25 protein-coding genes are annotated in these 24,049 nt (G+C 72.4%); 9 read left to right on the top strand and 16 right to left on the bottom strand.

Features of this window, described 5'->3' with window-relative positions:
- Positions 1-5: 5 nt before the first annotated feature.
- From ABZ822_RS22800 to ABZ822_RS22785, 4 genes are all read left to right on the top strand, one after another.
- On the top strand, positions 6-443 hold the full coding sequence (locus tag ABZ822_RS22800) for a roadblock/LC7 domain-containing protein (protein WP_360857092.1): 438 nt from the start codon (positions 6-8) through the stop codon (positions 441-443).
- A 119-nt stretch (positions 444-562) separates the two neighbouring features.
- Positions 563-937: a hypothetical protein gene (locus ABZ822_RS22795; RefSeq protein WP_360857089.1), complete on the top strand. Its 375-nt coding sequence runs from the start codon at positions 563-565 to the stop codon at positions 935-937.
- A gap of 420 nt (positions 938-1,357) precedes the next feature.
- A complete protein-coding gene (locus tag ABZ822_RS22790; protein WP_360857086.1) occupies positions 1,358-2,962 on the top strand; it encodes an alkaline phosphatase D family protein in 1,605 nt (534 codons plus the stop codon).
- A gap of 581 nt (positions 2,963-3,543) precedes the next feature.
- Positions 3,544-4,995 carry a GNAT family N-acetyltransferase gene (locus ABZ822_RS22785; protein WP_360857226.1) on the top strand — a complete coding sequence of 484 codons (1,452 nt, stop codon included), beginning with the start codon at positions 3,544-3,546 and terminating at the stop codon, positions 4,993-4,995.
- On the opposite strand, the gene ABZ822_RS22780 is transcribed toward ABZ822_RS22785, so the two are convergent.
- A complete protein-coding gene (locus ABZ822_RS22780) occupies positions 4,877-6,199 on the bottom strand; it encodes an aminotransferase class I/II-fold pyridoxal phosphate-dependent enzyme (RefSeq protein ID WP_360857084.1) in 1,323 nt (440 codons plus the stop codon). The two genes, ABZ822_RS22785 and ABZ822_RS22780, sit on opposite strands and share 119 nt — an antisense overlap.
- Before the next feature lie 59 nt (positions 6,200-6,258).
- Here ABZ822_RS22780 and ABZ822_RS22775 point away from each other — a divergent pair, with 59 nt between their 5' ends.
- Positions 6,259-6,741 carry an Lrp/AsnC family transcriptional regulator gene (locus ABZ822_RS22775; protein WP_360857081.1) on the top strand — a complete coding sequence of 161 codons (483 nt, stop codon included), beginning with the start codon at positions 6,259-6,261 and terminating at the stop codon, positions 6,739-6,741.
- A gap of 284 nt (positions 6,742-7,025) precedes the next feature.
- Positions 7,026-8,711 carry a DUF885 domain-containing protein gene (locus tag ABZ822_RS22770; protein ID WP_360857078.1) on the top strand — a complete coding sequence of 562 codons (1,686 nt, stop codon included), beginning with the start codon at positions 7,026-7,028 and terminating at the stop codon, positions 8,709-8,711.
- 195 nt (positions 8,712-8,906) lie between these two features.
- On the opposite strand, the gene ABZ822_RS22765 is transcribed toward ABZ822_RS22770, so the two are convergent.
- The 4 genes from ABZ822_RS22765 to ABZ822_RS22750 all read right to left on the bottom strand — a co-directional run bounded on the left by ABZ822_RS22765 (position 8,907) and on the right by ABZ822_RS22750 (position 14,358).
- A complete protein-coding gene (locus ABZ822_RS22765) occupies positions 8,907-9,092 on the bottom strand; it encodes a CsbD family protein (protein WP_360857075.1) in 186 nt (61 codons plus the stop codon).
- A 309-nt stretch (positions 9,093-9,401) separates the two neighbouring features.
- Entirely contained in the window at positions 9,402-12,470 is a 3,069-nt protein-coding gene (locus tag ABZ822_RS22760; RefSeq protein ID WP_360857072.1) for an SMC family ATPase, read from the bottom strand.
- Positions 12,467-13,633, bottom strand: coding sequence for an exonuclease SbcCD subunit D (locus ABZ822_RS22755; RefSeq protein ID WP_360857070.1), 1,167 nt, complete (start codon positions 13,631-13,633; stop codon positions 12,467-12,469). The genes ABZ822_RS22760 and ABZ822_RS22755 overlap by 4 nt, the downstream gene beginning before the upstream one ends.
- A gap of 311 nt (positions 13,634-13,944) precedes the next feature.
- A complete protein-coding gene (locus tag ABZ822_RS22750) occupies positions 13,945-14,358 on the bottom strand; it encodes an organic hydroperoxide resistance protein (protein WP_360857067.1) in 414 nt (137 codons plus the stop codon).
- Between the two features lie 104 nt (positions 14,359-14,462).
- Between ABZ822_RS22750 and ABZ822_RS22745 the strand changes: the two genes are divergently transcribed.
- Positions 14,463-14,954, top strand: a complete 492-nt coding sequence (locus ABZ822_RS22745) for a MarR family transcriptional regulator (RefSeq protein ID WP_360857063.1) — start codon at positions 14,463-14,465, stop codon at positions 14,952-14,954.
- 64 nt (positions 14,955-15,018) lie between these two features.
- On the opposite strand, the gene ABZ822_RS22740 is transcribed toward ABZ822_RS22745, so the two are convergent.
- Positions 15,019-15,645: a YigZ family protein gene (locus tag ABZ822_RS22740; protein ID WP_360857060.1), complete on the bottom strand. Its 627-nt coding sequence runs from the start codon at positions 15,643-15,645 to the stop codon at positions 15,019-15,021.
- A gap of 60 nt (positions 15,646-15,705) precedes the next feature.
- Between ABZ822_RS22740 and ABZ822_RS22735 the strand changes: the two genes are divergently transcribed.
- Positions 15,706-16,113: a CoA-binding protein gene (locus ABZ822_RS22735; RefSeq protein ID WP_360857057.1), complete on the top strand. Its 408-nt coding sequence runs from the start codon at positions 15,706-15,708 to the stop codon at positions 16,111-16,113.
- Positions 16,114-16,163: 50 nt separating this feature from the next.
- Here the strand turns inward: ABZ822_RS22735 and ABZ822_RS22730 are convergent, their stop codons facing one another.
- Both ABZ822_RS22730 and ABZ822_RS22725 read right to left on the bottom strand, forming a co-directional pair.
- Positions 16,164-16,718 carry a YbaK/EbsC family protein gene (locus ABZ822_RS22730; protein WP_360857054.1) on the bottom strand — a complete coding sequence of 185 codons (555 nt, stop codon included), beginning with the start codon at positions 16,716-16,718 and terminating at the stop codon, positions 16,164-16,166.
- A gap of 163 nt (positions 16,719-16,881) precedes the next feature.
- The gene (locus tag ABZ822_RS22725; RefSeq protein WP_360857051.1) at positions 16,882-17,454 is read right to left on the bottom strand and encodes an XRE family transcriptional regulator; all 573 of its coding nucleotides are present in this window, start codon (positions 17,452-17,454) and stop codon (positions 16,882-16,884) included.
- Positions 17,455-17,563: 109 nt separating this feature from the next.
- Here ABZ822_RS22725 and ABZ822_RS22720 point away from each other — a divergent pair, with 109 nt between their 5' ends.
- Positions 17,564-18,430, top strand: a complete 867-nt coding sequence (locus ABZ822_RS22720) for a DMT family transporter (protein ID WP_360857048.1) — start codon at positions 17,564-17,566, stop codon at positions 18,428-18,430.
- Positions 18,431-18,678: 248 nt separating this feature from the next.
- On the opposite strand, the gene ABZ822_RS22715 is transcribed toward ABZ822_RS22720, so the two are convergent.
- The 8 genes from ABZ822_RS22715 to ABZ822_RS22680 all read right to left on the bottom strand — a co-directional run bounded on the left by ABZ822_RS22715 (position 18,679) and on the right by ABZ822_RS22680 (position 24,037).
- Positions 18,679-19,455, bottom strand: coding sequence for an acyltransferase (locus ABZ822_RS22715; RefSeq protein WP_360857045.1), 777 nt, complete (start codon positions 19,453-19,455; stop codon positions 18,679-18,681).
- A 285-nt stretch (positions 19,456-19,740) separates the two neighbouring features.
- The gene (locus tag ABZ822_RS22710; RefSeq protein WP_360857042.1) at positions 19,741-20,148 is read right to left on the bottom strand and encodes a gas vesicle protein K; all 408 of its coding nucleotides are present in this window, start codon (positions 20,146-20,148) and stop codon (positions 19,741-19,743) included.
- Positions 20,149-20,249: 101 nt separating this feature from the next.
- Positions 20,250-20,402, bottom strand: coding sequence for a gas vesicle protein (locus ABZ822_RS22705; RefSeq protein ID WP_360857223.1), 153 nt, complete (start codon positions 20,400-20,402; stop codon positions 20,250-20,252).
- Between the two features lie 103 nt (positions 20,403-20,505).
- The gene (locus ABZ822_RS22700) at positions 20,506-21,357 is read right to left on the bottom strand and encodes a GvpL/GvpF family gas vesicle protein (RefSeq protein ID WP_360857039.1); all 852 of its coding nucleotides are present in this window, start codon (positions 21,355-21,357) and stop codon (positions 20,506-20,508) included.
- Between the two features lie 6 nt (positions 21,358-21,363).
- Complete coding sequence (locus ABZ822_RS22695) at positions 21,364-21,753, bottom strand: gas vesicle protein (RefSeq protein ID WP_360857220.1); 390 nt, start codon at positions 21,751-21,753, stop codon at positions 21,364-21,366.
- A gap of 57 nt (positions 21,754-21,810) precedes the next feature.
- Complete coding sequence (locus ABZ822_RS22690; protein ID WP_360857036.1) at positions 21,811-23,097, bottom strand: SRPBCC family protein; 1,287 nt, start codon at positions 23,095-23,097, stop codon at positions 21,811-21,813.
- Complete coding sequence (locus ABZ822_RS22685; protein ID WP_360857033.1) at positions 23,090-23,710, bottom strand: hypothetical protein; 621 nt, start codon at positions 23,708-23,710, stop codon at positions 23,090-23,092. The genes ABZ822_RS22690 and ABZ822_RS22685 overlap by 8 nt, the downstream gene beginning before the upstream one ends.
- A gap of 69 nt (positions 23,711-23,779) precedes the next feature.
- Positions 23,780-24,037 (bottom strand): gas vesicle protein GvpG, encoded by a 258-nt coding sequence (locus ABZ822_RS22680; RefSeq protein WP_360857217.1) that lies wholly within the window; start codon positions 24,035-24,037, stop codon positions 23,780-23,782.
- Positions 24,038-24,049: the final 12 nt, after the last annotated feature.

Below are 24,049 nucleotides of genomic sequence, written 5' to 3'. Positions count from 1 at the left end.
CCCTCATGAGGCGCGTGATGAAACAACGCGCCGGAAGAAGACAGATGATGGCCTCGAGCCCCGAAGTCCTCGACGAGCTCAAGGGTTTGCTCGCCCGCGTTCCCCATCTCACCGGAGCCCTCGCCGCCAGCGTCGACGGTCTCGTCCTGGCCGAGAGCACCGGAGACGAGGCGGAGGCGGAAGGGACGGCCGCACTCACGGCGGCGGCCCTCGGCGTCGCGCTGCGGCTCACCGACGCCACCGGCCGCGGGGACTTCCGCGAGTTGGTGATCCGCGGCGAGCAGGGCTACGTCGCCACATACGCCGCGGGGGCGGGAGCGGTCCTCACCGTGCTGGCCGGGCCACGCGCGAACGTGGGCCGGCTCCATCTGGAAGCCCGCCGGTCCAGCGCCCGCATCGGCGACGTCGTCGCGGACGCACTCGAGCGGCGGGAGACGACCTGAGCCGTATCTCGCACCCCTGAATCCGCACGCATCAAGCCCCCTCCGAAACGGCGTGGGCCGGGCTCGACATGCCCGGAACCACGCTGACTGTTCACCCACTGGAAGGAAGCACCACGATCATGGCCAATATCGAATCCGCCCTCAAGGAAGCGATGACCGCCATCGAGGGCACCATCGGCGTCGCCCTCGTCGACTACGGCAGCGGCATGGCGCTCGGCACCGTCGGCGGCAGCAAGGAACTCGACCTCACGGTGGCCGCCGCGGGCAACACCGACGTGGTCCGCGCCAAGGTGCGCGCCATGGAACTCCTCAACATCAAGGACTCCATCGAGGACATCCTCATCACCCTGGGCGGCCAGTACCACCTCATCCGGCTGCTCAAGGGGCGTGGCGGAGCCGGTCTCTTCCTCTACCTGGCCCTCGACAAGACACGGGCCAACCTGGCCATGGCCCGCCACCAGTTGAAGGCGATAGAGGCGACCCTGGAGGTCTGAGGCGAGGTGCGCCGGCGGGGAACCGGGCGTTCCCCGCACCGGCGTGCGCCGCGGCCCCGCGCGCGTGCCCACTCGTTCCCGCGTGTTCCGGGCCCACGGAGACGGTGACTGACCGACCGTCAGGACCGGACCGACCGTACGGAGCCGGGTGGGCACGGGGCGATCGGGTGACCGGGCGCTTACGCACCCCTGTCCGCGTCAATCCTCGATGCGGGTGCGCGCCCCTGACCACGGGACCGCCTGCGGCGTGCTCGCTGTGCCGTACGGGGTCTTCTGCGAAACCACGGACCGCTGTTCACTGAGAGTTTTGGTGCGCGGCATCCGGCACCGGTAGCAACGGGGGGCCGTCACCGGCGACCGGGGCGGCCCGAGCGGCACTTCGCGCGACAACCGTGCGCACGAGAAACGGGAGGCTGGGCCATGGAGCAGGAGTCGGGAAGCATCGGACGGCGGTCCGTCCTGCGGGGCGGGGCGTTGGCGTCGGCGGGGCTCGCGCTCCCGTCGGCCGGGCTCGCCCTCCCCGCGGCGCTGTCGGGGGCCGGACCGGCCGCCGCTCAGACGCTGTCGGGACGGCCGGAGGCCCGGTGGGGCGTGCAGGCCGGGGACGTGACCAGCTCGTCGGCGCTGGTGTGGGTGCGGTCGGACCGCCCGGCACGGATGATCGTCGAGACCTCGGCCACGGACACGTTCCGCACCGCACGGCGGACGTTCGGCCCGCTGATCGGCCCCGTCACCGACTTCACCGGGACGACCGCGCTGCACGGCCTGCCGCCCGGCGAGCAGGTGCACTATCGCGTCGTGCTCGCCGACCCCGACGACCCGCGGCGCACGAGCGAGCCGGTCCACGGCACGTTCCGTACGGCCCCGGTGCGGCGGCGCCAGGGCGTGCGGTTCGTGTGGTCCGGCGACCTCGCCGGGCAGGGCTGGGGCATCAATCCCGAGCGCGGGGGCTACCCCGTCTTCGAGGAGATGCGCCGCCGCGACCCGGACTTCTTCCTCTTCAGCGGGGACACCGTCTACGCCGACGGGCCGCTGACCGCGAGCGTGACGCTGCCGGACGGGCGCGTGTGGCGGAACGTGACCACCGAGGAGAAGTCCAAGGTCGCCGAGACGCTCGCCGAGTTCCGGGGCAATTTCCGCTACAACCTGCTGGACGCCACCTTCCGGCGCTTCAATGCCCAGGTGCCCGCGATCGTCCAGTGGGACGACCACGAGGTCCTCAACAACTGGTATCCCGGGGAGATCCTGGGCGACACCCGCTACACGGAGAAGTCCGTGGACGTCCTCGCGGCGCGGGCGAAGCGGGCGTTCTCCGAGTACTTCCCGGTGCCGACGCTGCGGCCCGGCCGCACGGACGGCCGGGTGCACCGGGTGGTGCGGCACGGTCCGCTGCTGGACGTCTTCGTGCTGGACATGCGGACGTACCGGAACCGGAACTCGCCGAACCGGCAGCCGCAGGACGCCCAGGGCATCCTCGGCCGGGAGCAACTCGACTGGCTGAAGCGCGAGCTGGAGCGGTCGCGGGCGGTGTGGAAGGTGATCGCCTCGGACATGCCGCTGGGGCTCGTGGTGCCCGACGGCGCGACGGACTTCGAGGCGGTGGCGAACGCGGACCCGGGCGCGCCGCTGGGCCGTGAGCTGCAGATCGCGGAGCTGCTGCGGCACATCAAGCGCCGCCGGATCACCGGCACGGTGTGGCTCACGGCCGACGTCCACTACACCTCGGCGCAGCACTACGACCCGTCGCGCGCCGCGTTCGGTGACTTCGAGCCGTTCTGGGAGTTCGTGTCGGGCCCTCTCAATGCGGGGGCGTTCCCGGCGACCGCGCTGGACTCCACGTTCGGCCCCGATCGGGTCTTCATGAAAGCCCCGACGCGGGCGAACGTCTCCCCGGCCGAGGGCTACCAGTTCTACGGCGAGGTGGACATCGACGGGGAGAGCGGGGAACTGACGGTGCGTCTGCTCGAGGAGGGCGGCGCCGTGCTGTTCACGAAGGTGCTCCAGCCGGGACGGGTCGGACAGTGAGGAGGGGGTGACGGCCGTCTGAGCGACCACGGCCCGAGCGCCGCGACCACGGCTCCGGGCCCGTACCACGGGATGCGTACGGCGGGAGGCGGACAGCGGCGGCCGGACCGTACGAGAAGGGGTCCGGCCGCCGCTCCGCGCTGCCCCCGGGCTGGCCGAAACAGGCCCGTGGGCTGGGCTGTTGATGCGTGACGCCCGGATCGGCGGGCACCGGGGAGGCGGCTGATTTCCCCGTCTTGCGACGGTCACGGCCGTACGGAATCGTCCCGGCTGCCGAGCCGGGACCGCGGCTCCGCTCCACCGAGGCGGCCGCGGCGTCACCGGCGGCGCACGCCTGAGCGCCGTTCGGGACGGTGCCGGCGGGAGACCCCCGCGAAGCTCCGGTCCGGGCCCCATCAGGTGAGAACCCCTCGGGTGGGAACCCTCGGGGCCGAGCTCATCGGGTACGAACCATCGCCGCACAACCACCCGTCAAACAGTCAATAACAGGCCCATAGCGACCATAACCGCCTTAACTCATCGGTCACAAAGCGTTTGTGATCACGCAACACCTGTCAGGGAGGGTGAATCCCATGACTCGTATGACATCGTCGAAACACGTCCGCCGACCGCACCACCGGCGGCGGGACCTCGTTGAACTCGCGGCTCTCTTCACGGCCGTGGCGGTCGCCGGCACGGCCGCCGCCACCTTCGTCCACGGCTCCGGCAGGCCGGTGCTGCTCGGCGTCTCGGCCGCCGTCATGATCGCCACGGCGGGCTTCCGCACATGGTGGGCCCGGCGCCACAGGCATGACGCTCCGCCGGGCCCCAGCCCCGATCCCAGCGATACCGGCCACAGCGCCGCCCCCTCGCAGGCACCGGCCGCATCCGCGGGCCGGGACGCGAACGGGACGACGCTGTGGCGCCTGCGCACCACCGTCCGCGACGAGCCCGGGAGTCTCGCCGTGCTGTGCACGACGTTCGCCCGCGGCCGGATCGACATCCTGACCCTGCAGACCCATCCGCTCTCCGCCGGAACGGTAGACGAGTTCCTGCTGCGGGCCCCGGCCGGGATGACGGCCGCCGAGCTGACCCGGACCATCGCGGCCGCCGGCGGCCGCGACACCTGGGTGGAGCGCGCCGACACGCACGACCTCGTCGACGCGCCGACGCGGGTGCTGCACCTCGCCACCCGGACCGCCCTCGACGCGGCCGAACTCCCGCTCGCCCTGCGCCAGTTGCTCGGCCGGTGCACCATCCACTCGCTCCCCGCGACCTCCCTCGGCGGTCGGCCCATGGAGTCGAAGGTGCCCGAGGAAGGCGTCCTGGAGGACACGGTGATGCGGCTGCCCGACCCCTCCGGCGGGGTCATCACGGTCGACCGGCCGTATCTGCCGTTCACCCCCACCGAGTTCGCCCGGGCTCGCGCCCTGGTCGAACTCGACGCGCAGCTGGGGCCGCGCGTGCCCCGCAGCAGTGACGTCCACACCCTCCCCGAGGGCAACGACATCACCGTGAGGCGGGCCGACACCGACGATCTGGACGCCGCCCTCGCGATGCACGAGCGCTGCTCGTCGCGCACGCTCGACCTGCGCTACCACGGCCCGGTCCACGACGCCGACCGTTACCTCGGCCATCTGCTCAGCCCCCGCTACGGCCGTACGCTCGCCGTCGAGACCTCCTCCGGGCGGCTCGTCGCCCTCGGCCACCTGCTGTGGGACGGCGACGAGACCGAGGTGGCGCTGCTCGTCGAGGACGACTGGCAGCGCCGCGGCATCGGCGCCGAGCTGCTGCGCCGCCTCGTCGCGCTGGCCGTGGAGGCAGGCTGCGACAGCGTGTACGCCGTCACCCAGGCGTCGAACACCGGGATGGTCGCCGCCATGCGCGGCCTCGGCCTGCCCCTGGACTACCAGGTCGAGGAGGGCACTCTCGTCATCACCGCCCGGCCGGCGCCGACGCCCGTCGTGACCCATGGACCGCACGGCCCGCGGCAGCAGCCGCATGACGCGCCGGAACCGGAGCGTCAGGAGCAGGGTTCGTACGGGGCCGCGTAGAGCCCGTCGGCAGCCCGCCGTCCACCGCCGCTCCGGCGCCCTCCCCTGCTGCTCGCAGCGCGGGCGGGGCGCCGAGCGCGTGGTCGAGATCGCGCCACAGATCCTCGACGTCCTCCAGCCCGACCGACATCCGCAGCAGCCGGTCGCTCACCCCGGACGCGTGACGGTCGCCCTCCTCCACGATGCGGTGGCTGATCGAGGCGGGGTGCTGGATGAGAGTGTCGACGCTGCCGAGGCTGACCGCGGGGGTGATGAGCCGTACTCCGGCGATCACCTCGTGCGGGTCCCCCTTCACCTCGAAGGCCACCATCGCGCCGCCCAGCTTCGGGTAGTGCACGCGGGCGATGCGGGGGTCGTCCGCCAGCCGCTGCGCGAGCTGCGCGGCGGTCGCGGACTGGGCCCGTACGCGGACGGGCAGGGTGGACAGGCCGCGGAGCAGCATGTAGCCCGCGAGCGGGTGCAGGACACCGCCGGTGGCGAACCGCACCTGCCGGAGCTGCCGGGCGAACGCCTCGTCGCAGGCGACCACGCCGCCGAGCACGTCACCGTGCCCGCCCAGGTACTTCGTCGCGCTGTGCAGCACGAGGCGTGCACCCTGCTCGGCGGGGCGCTGGAGTACGGGCGTGGCGAAGGTGTTGTCGGCCAGCAGCGGCACCTCGCCGCACGCGTCGGCGATCGCCCGCAGGTCGAGCTCGGCGAGCGTCGGGTTGGCCGGGGACTCCACCATGACGAGCCCGGTGTCGGGGCGGATCGCATCGGCCACCCCGTCCGGGTCGACCCAGGTGACCTCGGTGCCGAGGAGTCCGGCGGTGAGCAGGTGGTCGCTGCAGCCGTAGAGCGGGCGGACCGCGACCACGTGGCGCAGGCCGGCGGCCGACCGGGCGAGCAGGCAGGCGGTGAGGGCCGCCATCCCGCTGGCGAACGCGACCGCGCTCTCCGTGCCCTCGAGCCGCGCGAGCGCCGTCTCGAAGCGGGCCGTCGTCGGGTTGTCGAGGCGGGCGTAGACGGGCGGCCCGTCGAGCTGAGCACCGGTCGCCGCGAAGGCGTCGATGCGGGCCGCCTCCGCGCGGCTGTCACGCGAGGGGTAGGTGGTGGACAGGTCCAGGGGCGGGGCGTGCAGGCCCAGGTCGGCGAGGTCTTCGCGTCCTGCGTGCACGGCCTGGGTGGCGAGCGAGCGGGTGAGCTCTGTGGCTGCGGTGTCCATGGGTCGATGCTGAACACTCGACGGCCTTCGGCGGGGACGGCCCGTGCTATGTTCGGCCGATGGCCGATTCCGTACCTCTGGATCCGGTCGATCTGCAGATTCTGCGGCTTCTGCAGAACGACGCCCGGACCACGTACCGCGACCTCGCGGCAGAAGTCGGCGTCGCGCCGTCCACCTGTCTGGACCGGGTGGCCCGGCTGCGGCGCGCCGGGGTGATCCTCGGCCATGAGCTGCGCCTGGACCCGGCGAAGATGGGGCGCGGGCTGGAAGCCCTGCTGCTGGTGCAGGTACGGCCGCACCGCCGTGAGCTGATCGGCCCGTTCGTGGAGCGGATCCGCGCCATCCCGGAGTCGCGGGCGCTGTTCCATCTGACCGGGCCCGACGACTATCTCGTCCATGTCGCCGTGACCGACACCGCCGACCTCCAGCGCTTGGTGCTCGACGAGTTCACGTCACGTCGCGAGGTCGCCCGGGTCGAGACGCGACTGATCTTCCAGCAGTGGGAGTGCGGACCGCTGCTGCCCCCGGGGCCGGACGCGTAACGAAGCACCCGCGTTCGGAGCACCCGCGTTCCGAGCACCCGCGGGCCGGTGTCGCCGAGAACCCGCCGGCCGGTGGCGCCGAGGGTCCCGCGGGCCGGGTTCACCGGGCGTCCGCGGCCGGGCGCGCCGGGTGTCCGCACTCCCGCGCGCCGGCTGTCCGGGCGCGGACGAGCACCGCAGGTCCGGGCCGCCCATGCCCCACACGGTGGCCGGTCGTGCACGGCCGAATCGCGACGCGCCAGGTGGTGGTGACGTGAGCACGGGTCACGTACGAGGATGAGCCCATGTCCGACAACATCAGCAGCCCGTTGCCCCGCCAGGTCGCCGACGCCTATGTGGACGCGCTCATCGGCCTCGACCCGATCACCGGCACCTACCTGGGCGATGCCGAGAGCTCGACCCGGCTCCCGGACTTCTCCCCAGCCGGCCAGGAGGCCCTCGCCGACCTGGCCCGTACGACACTGGACCGGCTGACCGAGGCGGAGGCCCGGCCGGGCGGCGACAGCGACGCCGAGCGGCGCTGCGCCCGGCTGCTGCGCGAACGGCTGACCGCGGAACTGGCCGTGCACGAGGCCCACGAGGGCCTGCGAGCCGTCAGCAACATCCACTCCCCCGTGCACTCGATCCGTACGGTCCTCACCGTGACCCCGGCCGAGACGACGGAACACTGGGCCGCCATCGCCGAGCGGCTGCGCGCCGTCCCCGCCGCACTGGACGGCTACCGCGCGTCGCTGGCCGAGGGCCTGGAGCGCAAGCTGCCGGCCGGACCGCGCCAAGTCGAGACCTTCGTCGGACAGTTGGACGAGTGGGTGGGCAAGGACCGGAGCTGGTTCGCGGAGTTCACGTCCGCCGGTCCGAAAGAGCTGCGCACCGAACTGGACATGGCGGCCGCGGTCGCGACCGGCGCGTTCGAGGATCTGCGCGACTGGCTGCACGACACGTACGCCCCCGCCGTCCAGGGCTCCCCGGACGTGGTGGGCCGCGACCGCTACGCCCGCTGGTCCCGCTACTGGAACGGCACGGACCTCGACCTGGACGAGGCGTACGCGTACGGGTGGTCGGAGTACCACCGTCTGATGGCGGAGATGCGCACCGAGGCCGAGAAGATCCTTCCCGGCGCGGCCACGCCCTGGGAGGCCATCAAGTACCTGGACGAGCACGGCAAGCACATCGAGGGCGTCGAGGAGGTGCGGGTCTGGCTGCAGGGTGTGATGGACGAGGCGATCGAGAGCCTGGACGGCACGCACTTCGAACTCGCCGAGCGCGTCAGGAGGGTGGAGTCACGGATCGCCCCGGCGGGCGGCGCCGCGGCCCCTTACTACACGGCTCCGACGGTGGACTTCTCCCGGCCGGGCATCACGTGGCTGCCGACGATGGGCGAGACCCGGTTCCCCGTCTACGACCTGGTGTCGACCTGGTACCACGAGGGCGTTCCCGGGCACCATCTGCAGCTCGCGCAGTGGGTGCACGTGGCCGACCGCCTCTCGCGGTACCAGGCGACGGTCGGCGGGGTCAGCGCGAACGCCGAGGGCTGGGCCCTGTACGCGGAACGCCTGATGGACGAACTGGGCTTCCTCACCGACGCGGAGCGGCGGCTCGGCTACCTCGACGCGCAGATGATGCGCTCGACACGGGTGATCGTCGACATCGGCATGCACCTGGAGCTGGAGATCCCAGCGGACTCGCCCTACCACCCGGGCGAGCGCTGGACGCCCGAGCTGGCACGGGAGTTCTTCGGTATGCACAGCGGCCGTCCTGACGACTTCGTCGACAGCGAGCTGATCCGCTACCTCGGCATGCCGGGGCAGGCCATCGGCTACAAGCTCGGCGAGCGCGCGTGGCTGAAGGGACGTGAGGCGGCGCGTGCGGCGCACGGCGACTCCTTCGACCTGAAGGCGTGGCACATGGCGGCGCTGTCGCTGGGTTCGCTCGGCCTGGACGACCTGGTGGAGGAGTTGTCCCGGCTCTGAGGCCGGAGAGACGTGTGGCCCGGCGGGTGTCCGCCGGGCCACACGTCTGACGCGTCCGCCGCGGTCCTCCGTGGCCGTGCCGCAGCCGTGCGTCCGGAGCGCAGCGGACGCGTCGGTCCGCGGAACGGCCGGGTCGGGCCTGGGAACGAAGGGGCGGGTCCTGGGAACGAAGGGGCCGGTCCTGGAATCGGACGGTCAGTCCTTGAAGACGTCCTTGGCGGCGTCCTTGGCCTTCTCGATCGCCTCGCGGGCGTCGCCCTTGGCCTGGTCGCCGCGGCCCTCGGCTTCCATGTCCTCATCGCCCGTACCGCGCCCGGCGACCTCCTTGGCCTTGCCCTTCATCTGCTCGCCCTTGGCCTTCGCCTTGTCCTGCGCGCTCATGGCTTCACCTTTCGTCAGGCAGGGTCTCTAGCGGGCACTGCACGGCATTTCGCAACAGAAACACACAAAACAGACAGTGGCACCTCAGGGTGTGCACCCCGTCCGGCCGCTCCGTGCTGCCGAGGGCGGAGCGTGGACGGCCCCGGGAGAACACCGCCGCCGACCCCTCACCGGGGGGACGCGTCCGCACCGGGTGCCCCGACTCGCCTCGGCCACACCCCAGCTGCGGGCGCCGGGCCCCGGACTCCCTTCCGGCGCGGGCTGGTTGCGGCCCGGCCGACGGTGCCGTCGGCCCTGCGTGCGGAGCCGTCAGCCGTGCCTGCGGTGGCGCAGGGCCGATCCCGTACGGGTCTTGGTGACCTCGAGCTGCGCCGGGATGCGCCCGCGCAGATCGGCGACGTGGCTGACGATGCCGACGGTCCGGTCACGCTCGCGCAGGGAGTCCAGCACGTCGAGGACGTCGTCGAGCGTCTGCTCGTCCAGGCTTCCGAACCCCTCGTCGATGAAGAGGGTGTCGAGCCGCGCGCCTCCCGCCTCCTCCGTGACCACGTCCGCCAGCCCCAGGGCCAGGGAGAGCGAGGCGAAGAACGTCTCGCCGCCGGAGAGGCTCGCGGTGTCGCGCTCGCTGCCTGTCCAGGCGTCGATCACGTGCAGACCGAGACCGGACCGGCCGCGACCGATCGCCCTGGCATCGGAGTGGACGAGGGTGTAGCGCCCCGAGGACATGCGCTCCAGGCGGGCGCTGGCCGCCGCGGCGACCTGTTCGAGCCGGGCGGCGAGGACGTAGGACTCCAGGCGCATCCTGCGCTCGTTCTCGGCGGAGGTTCCCGCGGCGAGCCCCGCGAGGCGCGCCACCCGGTCGTACTCGCGCCGCAGCGGGGCGAGTCGGCGCGCCCCGGCCTCGGCGTCGGCGCCGATGGCGTCGAGTTCGGCGCAGCGCGTCGCGGCGGCCGCCTCTGCTGCGGACGCCGTGCGCAACCGGCGCGTGGCGGCGTCGACGGCGGTCTGCGCCCCGGCGATGTCGGCCGGCGGACGGTCCGCTGCCGTGGCCAGGCGGTGGTCCGCCAGCTCGGCGGCGACGGAGGTGGTCTCCGCCTGCCACTGGTCGAGGCGGTGCTGCACCTCCCGCCACTGTGCCGCGTCGAGCACCGCATCGGCCGCCGCCTCCGGCGTGTCGAACTTGGCGCGGTAGGCCACGTCGGCGAGTCGCGCGTCGGCCTCCTTCAGCCGCTGCGCCGTCGCCTCGGCGGTGCGTACGGCCGTGGCCGCCTCGGACAGCAGCAGTGCACGGGACTCCAGCCGGGCGGCACGGTCGGCGACGCTCGGCGCGTCGCCCCGTGCGCGCTCCACCTCCGCCTCTGCCTCGGCGAGTTGACCGTCCAGCACCTCGCGGCGTGACGCACGGGCGGAGGCGCGGCGCCCGGCCTCCTGCTGGGCGGCGCGCCGGAGTTCGTACTCCCGCTCGGCGTGTGTGAGGGCTTCGCGGGCGTCATGTGCGTCGGCGGCGGCGGTCCGCGCGTCGGCGTGGGAGCGGCGCAGGGATGCGACCTCGTCCCTCAGGGCGGATGCGGGCGTGTCGCCCGCGGCCGCGTGCGCGGTCGCCATGGATTCGCGCAGTGCCAGCACCCGGTGCTCGGCATCCTCCCGGACCTTGTCGGCCCGCTGGTACATCTGGAGCGCGCCGTCCTCGGCGGCACGGTCGACGTGGTCGTCGGCGGCGCGCGCCGGGTCGGGGTGTTCGGTCGCGCCGCAGACCTTGCAGGGTTCGCCGGGCCGGAGTCCCGCGGCCAGTTCGGCGGCGATCCCCGCCAGTCGCCGTTCCTTGAGGTCGAGCCAGTGTTCGCGCGCGCCGGACGTACGGCTCCGGGCGCGCGCCGCGTCCTCCTCCGCGGTGGCCCGTCGTGCCGAGAGGCGGTCGCGTTCCTCGGCGGACTCGAGCTGTCTGACGGTCTCCGTGACCTGACCGGCGAGCTGTTCGGCGCGGGTGGCGGCCTCCTGCGCGGATTCGATGCGCTGCCGGAGCCGGTCGCGCGCCGGCTCCCATGCGGCGAGCCAGCCTTCGGCCTCCCGCAGGACGTCGTCGTCCGACCGTGCCTCGCGGTCGAGTCCGGCGCGCTCGGCCGCCAGCCGGGCGCCCCGTTCCTCGGCGCGCTGCGCTGCGGCCAGTCCGCCCAGCTCCTCACGGAGTTCCCGCTCCAGGGCGGCGAGCCGGTCGGCGCCCGCGTCGGCGAGACCGGCTCCCAGGACAGCGGACGCGCGGGCCAGTGCCGACCGGGTCTCCCCCAACACCGCGGCCGCGGTGCCGTGTTCGCGCTCGGCCGCGTCGCGCAGTTCGAGTGCGGGGACCACCTTCTCCGCCGCGCGGGCACGGTCCATCCGGGCGCGGAGGCGGTCGGCCTCGTCGCGGCGCGACTCGAGGACCGTGGCGCGACGACGGGCCTCGGCGTGTCGTTCTTGAAGGGCGGCGAGTTCCCGGACTGCCTCGGCGTGTCGCTGGGCCCGTTCATGGGCGCTCTCGGCCGCGCTCACGGCCTCAGCGGCGACGGCGTGGCGCTCGCGCGCACTCGTACGGGCGATGGCCGCCCACTCCAGGACCGTATCCGCCAACCCCGGTTCCCCGGGGGCCTGTTCGGGGAGCGGATGGTCGCGGAGGTCGGCGCTGTCGCCCGCGGCCTGTGCCATGCGGTGGGCGAGAGCGAGCAGACGCTCGTCGCCGCTGCTCACCCGCTTCTCCGCGGCGCGTCGCAGGTCCGCAAGTCGCTCCTCGACGGCGGCGAACCGGCGCGTGTCGAAGAGTCTGCCCAGCAGATGGGCGCGGGCCTCGGCGTCGGCGCGGAGGAAACGCGCGAAGTCGCCCTGCGGCAGCAGGACGACCTGGCAGAACTGCTCCCTGCTCATGCCGAGGAGCTGCCCGATCTCCTCTCCCACTTCCTGGTGGGAACGGCTCAGGGCCTTCCAGCCGACGCCCGGCCCGTCGGGCCTCGCCGCCCCGTCCGCCCCGTCCGCCCCCGAGGCGGTGCGCTCCCGCAGCCAGGTCTGTGCCTTGTCGCGCGTCAGACCCTCGCCGCGCTTCTTGGGCCGCAGCTGCTCGGGGCGGCGGGTGATCTCCAACCGCCGCTCGCCGACGGTGAGTTCGAGCAGCACTTCGGTCGGCGTGCCGGGGTCGGCGTGGTCGCTGCGCAGGGACTGCCCGCCCTGCCGGGCTCCGGGCACACCGCCGTACAGCGCGAAGCAGACAGCGTCGAGCACCGAGGTCTTGCCGGCGCCCGTGGCCCCGTGGAGCAGGAAAAGACCGGCCCCTGACAGGTCGTCGAAGTCGACGTCGGCCGTGCCCGCGAACGGGCCGAAGGCGGTGATCCGGAGCCGGTGCAGCCTCAACGGGCCACCTCGTTCAGCGTGTCGTCGGTACGTACATCGTCCAACGCGCCGTGGAGCACGGCCCGTTCACTCTCGTCCGGACCGGTGCCGCCGCGTACGTGGGCCACGAAGTCCTCGGCGACCTCGCGGTCCGTACGCCCCTTCAGCCGCTCCGCATAGCCCGTGTGCGCGTCCTCGTCGGACCGCTCGGGCGCGAAGACCAGACTGAGCACGTGCGGGAACCGCTCCGCGAGCCGCGCCATCGGCTCATGCGGGCGGACGGGGTCGGTGAGTGTGGCCTCCAGCCACGCCCCTTCGTACGGGGCGAACTCCGGGCCTGCGAGAAGCTCCTCGATGCGACCGCGGATCCGGGCGAGGGTGCGGGGTACGGGGCAGTCGATCCGCTCGGCGGTGAATGCGTGGCCCGCGCCGAGGTCGACGAGCCACATGCTCTTGCGCTGGTCGCTCTCCGAGAAGGAGTACGCGAGCGGCGAGCCGGAGTAGCGGATGCGCTCGCCGATGGTCTGGCAGCCGTGCAGGTGACCGAGCGCCACATAGTCGATGCCGTCGAAGAGTTCGGCCGGTACGGCCGCCACCCCGCCGACGGTGATGTCACGTTCGCTGTCGCTCGGCGCGCCGCCCGCGACGAAGGCGTGGGCGAGGACGATCGAGCGGGTGCCGGCCGGGCGGGTGGCGAGATCGGCGCGTACGCGATCCAGGGCGGCACGGAGTACGGCGGTGTGCCCGGCTTTCCCGGCGCCCAACACGTCGCGGACGAGGGCGGGTTCGAGGTAGGGCAGGCCGTACACGGCGACATCACCGTGCTCGTCGGCGAGGACGACTGGTTCGCCGCACCGGGCCGGGTCGGTCCGCAGATGGATGCCCGCACGCTCCATCAGCCCGGCACCGACGCCGAGCCGGCGCGCCGAGTCGTGGTTGCCGGAGATCATGAGGGTGGGCACACCGAGTCCGGCGAGGCGGTGGAGGGCGTCGTCGTACAACTCGACGGCGGACAGCGGCGGTACGGCCCTGTCGTACACATCACCCGAGACGAGCACCGCGTCGACGCGCCGCTCCCGCGCCGTCTCGACGAGGTGGTCGAGGAAGGCCTCTTGCGCGGAGAGGAGGCCGACCCGGTGGAACGACCGGCCGAGGTGCCAGTCGGATGTGTGCAGCACTCTCACCAGCGGACACCGACCAGCACGTTCTTCCTTTCTCCACCCCTGCGCCCGGCACCGCCCGTTCGGGCGCGGAGACCGGCACCGACCACCGTAACCCGCCGTGCCCCTCCCCGATCACCGACCTCGGATTTTCATCCGCGTCCGGTCCGCGGCACACCGCGGCGCAACCCTGGGCGCACCGCGGCGGAACCCAGGGTGCACCGCGGCGGAACACGACCGGAACCCGGCCCGTGTCGGCAGGACAGGGGGCCGGGCTCCGGAGGGTGCGGCGCGGGCGATGCGGCGTCAGGCGCCCGCTCGCGCGGGGACGCGGGTCACTCGACGACGAGCGTGACGTCGATGTTGCCGCGGGTGGCCTTGGAGTAGGGGCAGTAGGCGTGGGTCTTCTCGACGAGGTCGCGACCCGCCTCGCCCTGGAGGTGCTCGGGCAGCTCGACCCGCATGACCACGGCGAGACCGAAGCCGCCGTCGGTGTCCTTGCCTATGCCGACCTCGGCGGTCACGGACGCGTCCTTGACGTCGATCTTCTCCTGGCGGCCGACGGCCCCCATCGCGCTGGCGAAGCAGGCGGCGTAGCCCGCGGCGAAGAGCTGCTCGGGGTTGGTGCCCTCCCCGTTGCCGCCGAGCTGGACCGGGAAGGCGAGCGGCAGGTCGATCCGGCCGTCGGAGCTGACGGCACGACCTTCGCGGCCGTTGGCGGTGGCGACAGCGGTGTACAGCGCGTCCATGAGTTCCATCCCTACTTGTCATGAGTCCGTGGGAACCGACGGAGATGACTACAGCACACAATTAAATTGTGCGCAACTTAATGGTGCGCGGTAGTCTGGACGCCATGGAGACGCCGACGACCGCACCCGAGGAGGAGTTCCTCCGCCTCGACAACCAGATCTGCTTCTCGCTGCACGCCGCCTCGCGCGCCTTCAACGGCGTCTACCGCACCGTGCTCAAGGACCTCGGCCTCACCTACCCCCAGTACCTGGTCATGCTGGTGCTCTGGGAGCACGGCGAGCTTCCGGTCAAGCGGATCGGCGAGCATCTGCGCCTGGATTCCGGCACGTTGTCGCCCCTTCTCAAGCGTCTGGAGTCGGCGGGCTACGTGGAGCGGCGGCGCAGCGCCGACGACGAGCGCTCGGTCACGGCCCGCCCCACGTCCGCGGGCACCGAGCTGCGCGCGCAGGCACTGGACGTACCGCGCAGGATCGCGGCGGCGACCGGCTTCTCGCTGGAGGAGATGCGTGAGGTCCGCGCGCGCCTGCGGGCGCTGACGGAATCGCTGGACGGCGCGGACCTGGATGCCGTGTCCGGGGACTGCGCGGGTCCGTGATCCGTACGGGCCCGGGTGCCATCACTTCCCGGGCGGGGCGCCGCCTCGGGCCGCTCTGTGGGGCTCAGACCGTTCCGTAGGCCTCGCCGCCGAGTTCGAGGACGGCTGTGCCCGCGGTGGTGTCGGCCAGCCAGGAGCGGAAAGCGTCGACCTCCGCCTCGGGCAGACCGATCTCGAGGGTGACCTCGTGCGTGTACCGGACGTCCCGCACATCGCGGCCGGTCGCCCTCAGGTCGTTCTCCAGCTTCCCGGCCCGCTGGTGGTCCACGGTGACGGTGGCCAGCCGGAAGCGTCTGCGGGTGAGGGTGCCAAGGGCGTCGAGCGCCTCGCCGACCGCGCCGCCGTAGGCCCGGATCAGCCCGCCGGCGCCGAGCTTGACCCCGCCGTAGTACCGCGTGACGACGGCGACCGCGTACCGGATCTCGCGGCGCAGCAGCATCTGCAGCATGGGAACCCCGGCGGTGCCGCCGGGCTCCCCGTCGTCGCTCGCCTTCTGCAGTCCGGCGTCGGCCCCGATGACGTACGCCCAGCAGTTGTGGCTCGCACTCGGGTGCTCCTTGCGGATGCGCCGGATGAGCTCCTGCGCCTCCCCCTCGGTCGCGGCGGGGGCGAGGGTGCACAGGAAGCGCGACTTGTTGATCTCGATCTCGTGCACGCCTTCGCGCGCGACCGTACGGTACTGCTCCTGCATTCGGCTCACCCTATGCCGGGCGCCGGGAATGGTGCCGCCGGGCCGGTGGTTGACGGGTGCATGTACGCAGACGACGCCACGATCCGCAGGATTCTGACCGCCGCGGGGGACACCTGGGCGGTGGTCGGCCTGTCGACGAACGAACGGCGCGCCGCCTACGGGGTGGCCCGCGTGCTGCAGCGCTTCGGCAAGCGCGTGGTGCCGGTGCACCCCAAGGCGGAGACGGTGCACGGGGAGCAGGGGTACGCCTCGCTGGCGGACATCCCGTTCCCGGTGGACGTGGTCGACGTGTTCGTGAACAGCGAGCTGGCCGGGGCGGTGGCGGACGAGGCCGTCACGATCGGCGCGAAGGCCGTCTGGTACCAGCTCGGAGTCGTGGACGAGGACGCGTACGGGCGCACCCGCGCGGCGGGACTCGACATGGTCATGGACCGCTGCCCCGCGATCGAGATCCCGCTGCTGGACTGATCCCGCTGCCGGACCGAGCGCCGGGCGCGGACACACCGCGCCGAGCCGGATCAGCCCGCCAGGCCGTCCAGCACGGTGGCGCCGGGGAGCGATGAGAGCGCCTTGCCCGGGACGAGCAGCTTGCCGCGGCGGCGTCCGCTGCCGATGACGACGTACGGCACGTCGACGACCGCCGCGTCGACCAGCACCGGCCAGCCCGGGGGCAGCCCGATGGGCGTGATGCCGCCGTACTCCATGCCGGACTCACCGACCGCGGTGTCCATCGGCGCGAACGAGGCCTTGCGCACGCCGAGATGACGGCGCACCGTGCCGTTGACGTCGAGGCGGGTGGTGGCCAGGACCATGCAGGCGGCCAGCGTGACGGTCTGGCCGCGCTTCCCCGCGACGACGACGCAGTTGGCCGAGGCATCCTCGAGACCGGGTCCGTAGGTCTCGGCGAAGACGGCGGTGTCGGCCTTCTCCGGGTCGGTGTCGACGTACAGGAGCTGCTCCACGGGGACCGGGCCGCTCCAGGAGCGGATGCCTTCGGCGACGGCCGGGTGGAGGTCGTCGAGCGCCTCCGGGACGGGCCGGACGGAATCGAAAGTGCCGATGGGAGCGCGCATGCCGCCACGCTAACAGGAAGCGATGACAGGACCGGGCGACGAACGAAGCGTCCGGCACCACGGGCGAGCGGTACGCGTCGGCGCACCGGCGAGCACGCGTCGAAGCGGAAGTGGATACGGCTCAGCGCACCGGCGGGACGGCTCGAGCCACCGGCGGGACGGCTCAGCGCACCGGCGGGACGGAGACGGTCATGGTCATCTCGACCGGTTCCTCGCCGTCGTTGCGATAGGTGTGCGAGCCGCTGGCCTCGAAACTGGCCGAGGCGCCCGTGGGCACGTGGTACTCCTCGGTGTCGACGACGAGGGTCAGCTCGCCCGCCGTCACGTGCACCATCTCGAACGTGCCGCTGGGGTGAGGATCCGAGCTGCTGCCGTCACCGGGCATGAGGCGCCAGACCCACAGTTCGAGCGGACCGGGGGCCTGGGTGCCGGCGAGCAGCGAGACCGAACTCCCGGCCTCGGTCGACCACATGCGCACCGCCTGGTCGGCGGGGACGATCCGGACCCTGGGCTCCTCGTCGTAGTCGAGCAGGGTGGTGATGCTGACGCCGAGGGCGTCTGCGAGCTTCACGGTCGTCCCGACACTCGGATTCGTCCGCGCCTGCTCGATCTGGATGATCATGCCCCTGCTCACCCCGGCGCGGGCGGCGAGGGCTTCGAGGGTGAAGCCGCGCTCGGTGCGCCAGTGCTTGAGATTGCGCGCGAGGGACTGGGTGAGGTGGTCGAGGTCGGTCACGCTGGCCGCTTCCGCCGTTCCGTTCAGTATTCTGGATGACAGGGTTCACTGTGCTGTACTACCGTGTGCTGTACCCCGGCGTTCACTCCACTGTACTGCGAGGTTTCCGATGACAGCCGTTTTCGCCCTGGCCACCAGCCTCCTGTGGGGGCTGGCCGACTTCGGCGGCGGGCTGCTCACCAAGCGCATCCCGGCCCTCACCGTGGTCGTGGTCTCGCAGATCCTGGCGGCGGCCGTGCTCGGCGCGATCGTGGTCGCGACCGGAGGCTGGCACGAGGCGGGTCCCCAGTTGTGGTTCGCCGTCGCGGCGGGCGTCGTGGGACCGGTCGCGATGCTCTGCTTCTACCGCGCGCTCGCGCTCGGCCCGATGGGCGTGGTCTCGCCCCTCGGCTCGCTGGGTGTGGCCGTGCCCGTGGGGGTCGGCCTCATGATCGGCGAGCGGCCCGGGCTGCTGCAGATCGCGGGGATCCTGGTGGCCGTGGCCGGCGTGGTGCTGGCCGGCGGCCCGCAGCTCCGGGGCGCACCGGTGCAGCGCCAGGCGATCCTGCTGACGCTGGTGGCCGCCTTCGGGTTCGGCTCGGTCATGGCCCTGATCGCGGAGTCCTCGACCACGGTGACGGGACTCTTCCTCGCACTCTTCGTGCAGCGGATCACGAATGTGGTGGTCGGCGGCGCGGCACTGTTCGCGTCCGTACTGCGCGGCGGCGACGCCCTGCCGGCGGACGGCGGCTGGCAGGCGATACGCACCTCGCTGCCGGCGCTCGGCTTCGTGGGGCTCGCGGACGTGGCGGCCAACGGCACGTACGCGATGGCGGCTCAGTACGGTCCGGTGACCGTCGCCGCCGTGCTCGCCTCCCTCTACCCCGTGATCACGGCACTGGCGGCGCGCGGTTTCCTCAACGAGCGGTTGCGGATGGTGCAGGCGGCGGGTGCGGGGCTGGCGTTGTTCGGCACACTGCTCCTGGCGGCGGGCTGACGCGGGCCCGCTGGCCGCAGGGGTTCGGCCCGGCATCGGCGGGCAAGGGCTGATCGCGGCGCGGGCGCGGAGTTGCCGACCGCGGTAGCGGTCATCGGCCAGAGGCCCATAAGACAGGAGACGGGGTCACAACTGCCGTATGGCGTACACCGCCAGGGCGATGCCCTGGATCACCACGGCGATCGCCAGCAGGACGCGCAAGTTCCGGTTGCTCATCGCCCGCACTCTCCTCGCCCGGCCCCGCGTCCTCAGCGGTCGGCCGACAGGTCCAGTGTGCCCGGGTCCGCAGGCTGTCCGTCCAGCTCCGTCAGTGCGATGAGTTGCTCCGGCGTGATGCCTTCGGGGATCGGCACGGGCGGCGGGGTGCGCAGCGGGGGCTGCCAGCCCGACTCGGGGTCCCAGCGGCGGACGATGCGCGCGGGCGCCCCCGCGACCACGGCCCGGTCGGGGACCTCTCCGCGGACCACCGCACCGGCCGCCACGACCACGTTCCGGCCGAGGCGCGCACCGGGGAGTATCACCGCGCCCGCGCCGAGCCAGCTGCCCGAGCCGATCTCCACAGGGGCGGAGCGGGGCCATTGCCGGCCCACCGGCTCGTCGGGGTCGTCGTAGCTGTGGTTGTCGCTCGTGACGTAGACGTACGGACCGCAGAACACGTCGTCGCCGAACACGACGGGCCGGGAGGCCACGACGTGGCTGCCGCGGCCGAGGACGACGCCGTTGCCCAGCCGCAGCACCGGATCGGGACCGAGGTCGAGCTCGGGCATCATCCCGGCGGTCAGCGTGACCTGCTCGCCGATGATGCAGTGATCGCCGAGGTGGATCCACGGTTCGCCGAAAACCGTCCCCTGCGGGAAGGCGAGCCGGGTCCCGTCGCCTATGCGGCCGAAGCGGTGGCGCCCCGGACGTTCGGCCGTGACCGCTCCCGCGCTCTGCATCCAGCGCCAGCCACGGTGCACCGCGCGCGTGACCAGGCGTCGGCGCCAGGCGACGAGCGATGAGAACGTGTTCCGGTTCTTCGGCACCCGCACACGGTACTCAGCCGCACATCGGGCGGCGCCTGCGCTGTGCTGTGATCTTCGCCCCATCCAGGCGGATCGGCCCCCGAGACCCCCTGCCTCCCGCAGCCCCCTCAGTCATCTCGGACCGGGCAGGCGCCACCACCGGGCGCCTCGGCCCCGGGACGAAGGTCGACGATCGACGAGCCCCACCCGCCACCTGGCCGGACAGCGGACCATCGCCTCCCGTACGCGCCCACGGCCCTTCGGCCCTTCGGCCCCTCGCCGCTCGCCCCCTCGGCCCCTCGGCCGTCAGGACTGCGGCAGCAGGGAGCCGAGAGGGCCGAGGTCCAGGTTCAGGTCCTCGAGCGTCAGGTCGTACCGCTCACACAGCACGGCCATCCGGTCCTGGAGCGTCATCAGCGTCATACCGATCCGCTCTTCCTGCGCCTCCGTCAGATCGCCCTGGTCCACCCGGTGCAGAGCGGTCCGCTCCATCAACTGCCGGAGCAGTTCGACGATCGTCAGCACCAGTTTGAGGAGATCGCGCTCGACCGTGTCGGGGTCGGTCTTCAGCCGCTGCGCCACTCCTCCCCCACCACGGTCGTCAGGACCGGCGGGAAGAAGGTCGAACGCCCTGGCCGCGGCCGTGGCGACCTCGTCGAGGCGTGCCGTGCCCGCGCCCTCGGACGCACTCGTCCGCTCGGAGCTGCCCGTCACCGTCACCGTCTCCGTCCCTTCCTCGTTCTGCCGCCGTCCGCCAACTCCTGTCTCGCCGGGCGTGGTTGGCCGGTCTGCCCTCGCGCCGGCGCCGCTCGCCCTCACCACGGAGCCGGACCGTCTTCCGTGATCGAGCGGATCACCGCCCGCAGATTGATGTGCACCAGGTCCACATCCGCCACCGACAGCACCAGGTCCCCCGTCAGCACGGCGCCGCCGTTCAGCAGCCGGTCGAGCAGATCGATGAGGGCCACCTGCGGACCGACGGTATCGGCCGATCCCGACGGGGGCTCGTACGCGGACTCGTACGCCGACCGGACGGCGGACTCGTGCGCGGTGTCACCGTGGAACGTCAGGTCAGCCGACATGTGCGTCCCCTCCCGCGCCGCCCTGCACCGGAGTGGCGAAGGAGTACGGGGCCCAGGGGCCGGTCACGTCCACGCGCGCCCCGGACAGCGTCCTGCCCTCCTCCGCGACCGCGGCCCGGAACTCCTCGCTGCGCTCCAGCGGCACCAAGTAGGCGTCGTTGGCGATGTTCTGGCCCGCGCCCTCGGCGAGCGCCCCCTGCTGGGGCCGGTGCACCACCCGGTCGGCGGCGAAGGACGCCGCGACGGCGGCGACGCGGTTCGCCGCCTCGGTCGCGCTCCGGTACGCGTCGTCCCGGCGGGTGCGCTGCACCCGGCGCCGCTGGAGATAGGCACGACCAGGGCTGACCCGCGGCTCCTCCTCCGACGCAACTCCGGAATCGGCCGCCACCTCTGGCGCCGGATGCGGCTCCGCCGGTTCCGCGTACACCTTCACGCCCCACTCGACGTGCCCTTCCAGCCGCTCCAGCGTGGCGGCGAAAGCGTCCCTGGACTCCACCAGCATTCCGGTGACGCGCGCGTCGTCGAGGTAGACGGTGGCCAGCCGCAGCGGCAGCACCGCCGTACGCTCCGCGAGCGCGCCGATGACGCCGTGATGCGAGCGCGCGATCGCCTCCAGCCGGGTCAGGTCCTCCAACTGGGCCTTGAGACCGGCCTCGTCGAAGTCGACCGCCGGCACAGTGCAGACCACGGCGGTCAGGTCGTCCGCACCGACCGTGCGCAGCGCGGCGCCTCCGTGGCCGCTCAGCCGGGACGCGGCGTCCTCCAGTTCGGGGCCGGCACGACCGACGGCGTACACGTAACTCAGGACGCCGGGCGTCGCAGGTGTCACGTCACTGCTCATCACGCGTCAGCTCCCCTGCCCCGGTTCCGCGGCCTGCAGCCGCGCGATCTCCGCCCGCAGCCGCTCGTTCTCCTCGGCGAGCGAGGGACGGTCCCCGGCTCCGCCGTCCACCTGGCGCGGCGCGCCGTTCTCCACTTCCCGCGGACCGGTGCGGGCGCGGGAGGACAGGGAGGGGTCGTGCTCCCACCAGTCGATCCCCATCTCCTTCGCCTTGTCGACCGAGGCGACGAGGAGCCGGAGCTTGATGGTGAGCAGCTCGATGTCGAGCAGATTGATCTGGATGTCACCGGCGATGACGACACCCTTGTCGAGGACACGCTCGAGGATGTCGGCGAGGTTGGCCGACGAGCCTCCCCCGCCGTAGGGAGCCGCACCCCGGGCGGGGGACGGTCCCATCCGGCCGGCCAGAGAATCGGACGCCATGAGATCAGCCTCGTTTCCTGGTGGTCGGCGTCAGCGGCGGGCCGCGGCGGTGCGTCGGCGACGGCGGGGCGGCTCGGGCTCGGCGTCTTCCGGTTCCTCGTCCGCCTCGTCGTCCACGTCCGCCTCGTCGTCCGCGTCCGCTTCGGCTTCGTCGTCCCCGTCGTCCTCGTACGCGTCGTCCTCGTACGCGTCCTCGGGCTCCGGTTCGTCCTCGAACTCCTCGTCACCGTCGGCGTGGGCCTCGGGCTCGTCCGCCGGGTCCGCGTCGTCGTCGTGCGGCTCCTCGTACGCGTCCGCCTCGTACGGCTCGTCGTCGTACGGCTCCTCGCCGTCCTGCTCGTCGTCCTCGTGGGAGGCTTCCGGGTCGTCGTCGGCGTGTTCGCCGTCCTCGTCGGACTCCTCGCCGTCGTCCCCGTCTTGGGCGTCCTCGTCGTCCGAGCGCCCGTCAGGAGCGTCCTCGTCCTGCTCGGCGCGCTCCTCCTCCTCGACGGCCTCCTCGTGGTCGAGAACGACCTCGCCGTCGCGGATCTCGCCCCGCCAGCCGTCGGTGGCCTCACCGCGCATCATGATGAACTTGCGGTAGAGCTTGAGGTCCAGCCGGGCCCGACGGCCCTGGGCGCGCCAGATGTTGCCGGTCTTCTCGAAGAGTCCCTTCGGGAAGTACTCCAGCACGAGCAGCACCCGGGTGAGGGAATCGCCGAGGGCGTGGAAGGTGACGACGCCCTTGACCGTGCCCTTGGCGCCCTCGGTGGTCCACACGATCTTCTCGTCGGGGACCTGCTCGGTGACGTTGGCCTGCCAGCTCCGCGTGGACTTCGCGACCTTCACCTTCCAGTTGCTGGTGGTGTCGTCGGACGTCTCGACGCTGACGACGCCCTTGGCGAAGGTGGAGAACTCCTGGAACTGGGTCCACTGGTCGTACGCCTCACGCAGCGGCACGCCGACGTCGATGTCCTCGACGATCACGACGCTCTTGGACTTGCCTCCGCCGCTCTTGCCGCGCCCCTTGCCGAACAGCCCTTTGACCTTCTCCTTCAGGGTGTACTTCACATGGGAGGTCCCGACCTTCATGGCCGCTTGGGCGGGTGACTTGCCTTCGGCGAGTGCCTGTCCGCACTTGGTAAGGCTGCCCACGAGGGTGCCCGGCCCCTGTGTGGGGTCGCCCGCCTTGCGGATGGTGTCGCCGAGCTTCTGGCCGAGTCCGGCCACGGCGTGTTCGGCGCGGGCCTGCAGGTAGCCGCGCAGCTCCTCCTTGAGCCGGTCGGTCGCGGGGTTCTTCGCGATCTCGTCGCGCATCTTGCCGAGCGTGTCACTCATTGCGGCTCCCGCGGGACTTGGCCGCCTTCTTGGGTGTGCCCGAGGCGGTCTTGCGGGCACCGCTCGCCGTCTTGCGCGCTCCGCCGGAGGCGGTCTTGCGGGCAGTGGAGGAGGCGGTGCTCTTACGGGGCCGGGAGGCCGCCGCAGCCTTGCGCCGCGGCGTGGACCTCTGGTCGCCGCGCGGCTCTTCGTCGCGTTCGGCGCGCTGCGTCTTCTTGCGCGCGCTGCCGCGGTCGTCCTCGCGCCCGGCGTCCTCGTCCTCGTACTCCGTGTCGTCGTCCGCCGGAGCCTCGTCCGCGGCGTCGCGGTCCGGGCCGCCGTCGCGCAGGCTCAGCGTCCGGTCGTGCAGCGACTCGGCCAGGCTGTTCGCGCGGTTGGTCAGCGCTGTCGTGGCGGCCGACTTCGTGGCGTCGACGAGTTGCTTCCGCGCCTGGTTGCTCAGGCCGCTGAGAGCGGGCGAGTTGGCGAGCAGCTTGCCGAGCTGCTGCGGATCCAGGCTGAGCTTCTTCCCGGCCAGGAACATGCCCAGGCCGAGGGCGACTTTCGCCTTCTTCGTCCGCCCGAGGAGGTAACCCCCCACGAGCGCCACGGCTATCTTTCCGTTGGTCATCATGGTGTTTGTCTCAATCTCTGTCGTCTCGGTCGTCGCCCCTCCAGGTCGGAGGGACCGGACCGGAGCTGGTCAGGAACGGGCGTCCAGTTCTCGGTTCCGTGTCTCGAGCCACTCCAGGTGGTCGAGCAACTCGTCCTCGCGCCGGTCGAATTCGGCCTCGCCGATACGGCCTTCCGCCAGCTCCTGCGCCAGCTCCCGGAGTTCCCGCTGGACAGGGGCCGGGTCGTAGTACTCGCGCTCCGCGGCGAGGACCACCTGGTTCATCACCCATCCGGCGCCGCGTACCGGCGCGAACGGGAACGTGAGGACCTGCGTGATGAGTCCCATGTCCACGGGCCC

This window comes from Streptomyces sp. NPDC047108, assembly GCF_040643575.1.
Lineage (GTDB): Bacteria > Actinomycetota > Actinomycetes > Streptomycetales > Streptomycetaceae > Streptomyces.
Note: the sequence above shows the minus strand (reverse complement) of the source record. Positions and strands in the feature narration are given on the sequence as shown.

Excerpts from the sequence above, each read along its gene's own strand:
- ABZ822_RS22795 (WP_360857089.1), top strand. The coding sequence starts at position 563 with ATGGCCAATATCGAATCCGCCCTCAAGGAAGCGATGACCGCCATCGAG.
- ABZ822_RS22785 (WP_360857226.1), top strand. The coding sequence starts at position 3,544 with ATGACATCGTCGAAACACGTCCGCCGACCGCACCACCGGCGGCGGGAC.
- ABZ822_RS22765 (WP_360857075.1), bottom strand. The coding sequence starts at position 9,092 with ATGAGCGCGCAGGACAAGGCGAAGGCCAAGGGCGAGCAGATGAAGGGC.
- ABZ822_RS22740 (WP_360857060.1), bottom strand. The coding sequence starts at position 15,645 with ATGCAGGAGCAGTACCGTACGGTCGCGCGCGAAGGCGTGCACGAGATC.
- ABZ822_RS22700 (WP_360857039.1), bottom strand. The coding sequence starts at position 21,357 with ATGAGCAGTGACGTGACACCTGCGACGCCCGGCGTCCTGAGTTACGTG.
- ABZ822_RS22695 (WP_360857220.1), bottom strand. The coding sequence starts at position 21,753 with ATGGGACCGTCCCCCGCCCGGGGTGCGGCTCCCTACGGCGGGGGAGGC.
- ABZ822_RS22750 (WP_360857067.1), bottom strand. The coding sequence starts at position 14,358 with ATGGACGCGCTGTACACCGCTGTCGCCACCGCCAACGGCCGCGAAGGT.
- ABZ822_RS22685 (WP_360857033.1), bottom strand. The coding sequence starts at position 23,710 with ATGATGACCAACGGAAAGATAGCCGTGGCGCTCGTGGGGGGTTACCTC.
- ABZ822_RS22775 (WP_360857081.1), top strand. The coding sequence starts at position 6,259 with ATGGCCGATTCCGTACCTCTGGATCCGGTCGATCTGCAGATTCTGCGG.
- ABZ822_RS22770 (WP_360857078.1), top strand. The coding sequence starts at position 7,026 with ATGTCCGACAACATCAGCAGCCCGTTGCCCCGCCAGGTCGCCGACGCC.
- ABZ822_RS22680 (WP_360857217.1), bottom strand. The coding sequence starts at position 24,037 with ATGGGACTCATCACGCAGGTCCTCACGTTCCCGTTCGCGCCGGTACGC.
- ABZ822_RS22800 (WP_360857092.1), top strand. The coding sequence starts at position 6 with ATGAGGCGCGTGATGAAACAACGCGCCGGAAGAAGACAGATGATGGCC.
- ABZ822_RS22720 (WP_360857048.1), top strand. The coding sequence starts at position 17,564 with ATGACAGCCGTTTTCGCCCTGGCCACCAGCCTCCTGTGGGGGCTGGCC.
- ABZ822_RS22730 (WP_360857054.1), bottom strand. The coding sequence starts at position 16,718 with ATGCGCGCTCCCATCGGCACTTTCGATTCCGTCCGGCCCGTCCCGGAG.
- ABZ822_RS22745 (WP_360857063.1), top strand. The coding sequence starts at position 14,463 with ATGGAGACGCCGACGACCGCACCCGAGGAGGAGTTCCTCCGCCTCGAC.
- ABZ822_RS22780 (WP_360857084.1), bottom strand. The coding sequence starts at position 6,199 with ATGGACACCGCAGCCACAGAGCTCACCCGCTCGCTCGCCACCCAGGCC.
- ABZ822_RS22735 (WP_360857057.1), top strand. The coding sequence starts at position 15,706 with ATGTACGCAGACGACGCCACGATCCGCAGGATTCTGACCGCCGCGGGG.
- ABZ822_RS22790 (WP_360857086.1), top strand. The coding sequence starts at position 1,358 with ATGGAGCAGGAGTCGGGAAGCATCGGACGGCGGTCCGTCCTGCGGGGC.
- ABZ822_RS22690 (WP_360857036.1), bottom strand. The coding sequence starts at position 23,097 with ATGAGTGACACGCTCGGCAAGATGCGCGACGAGATCGCGAAGAACCCC.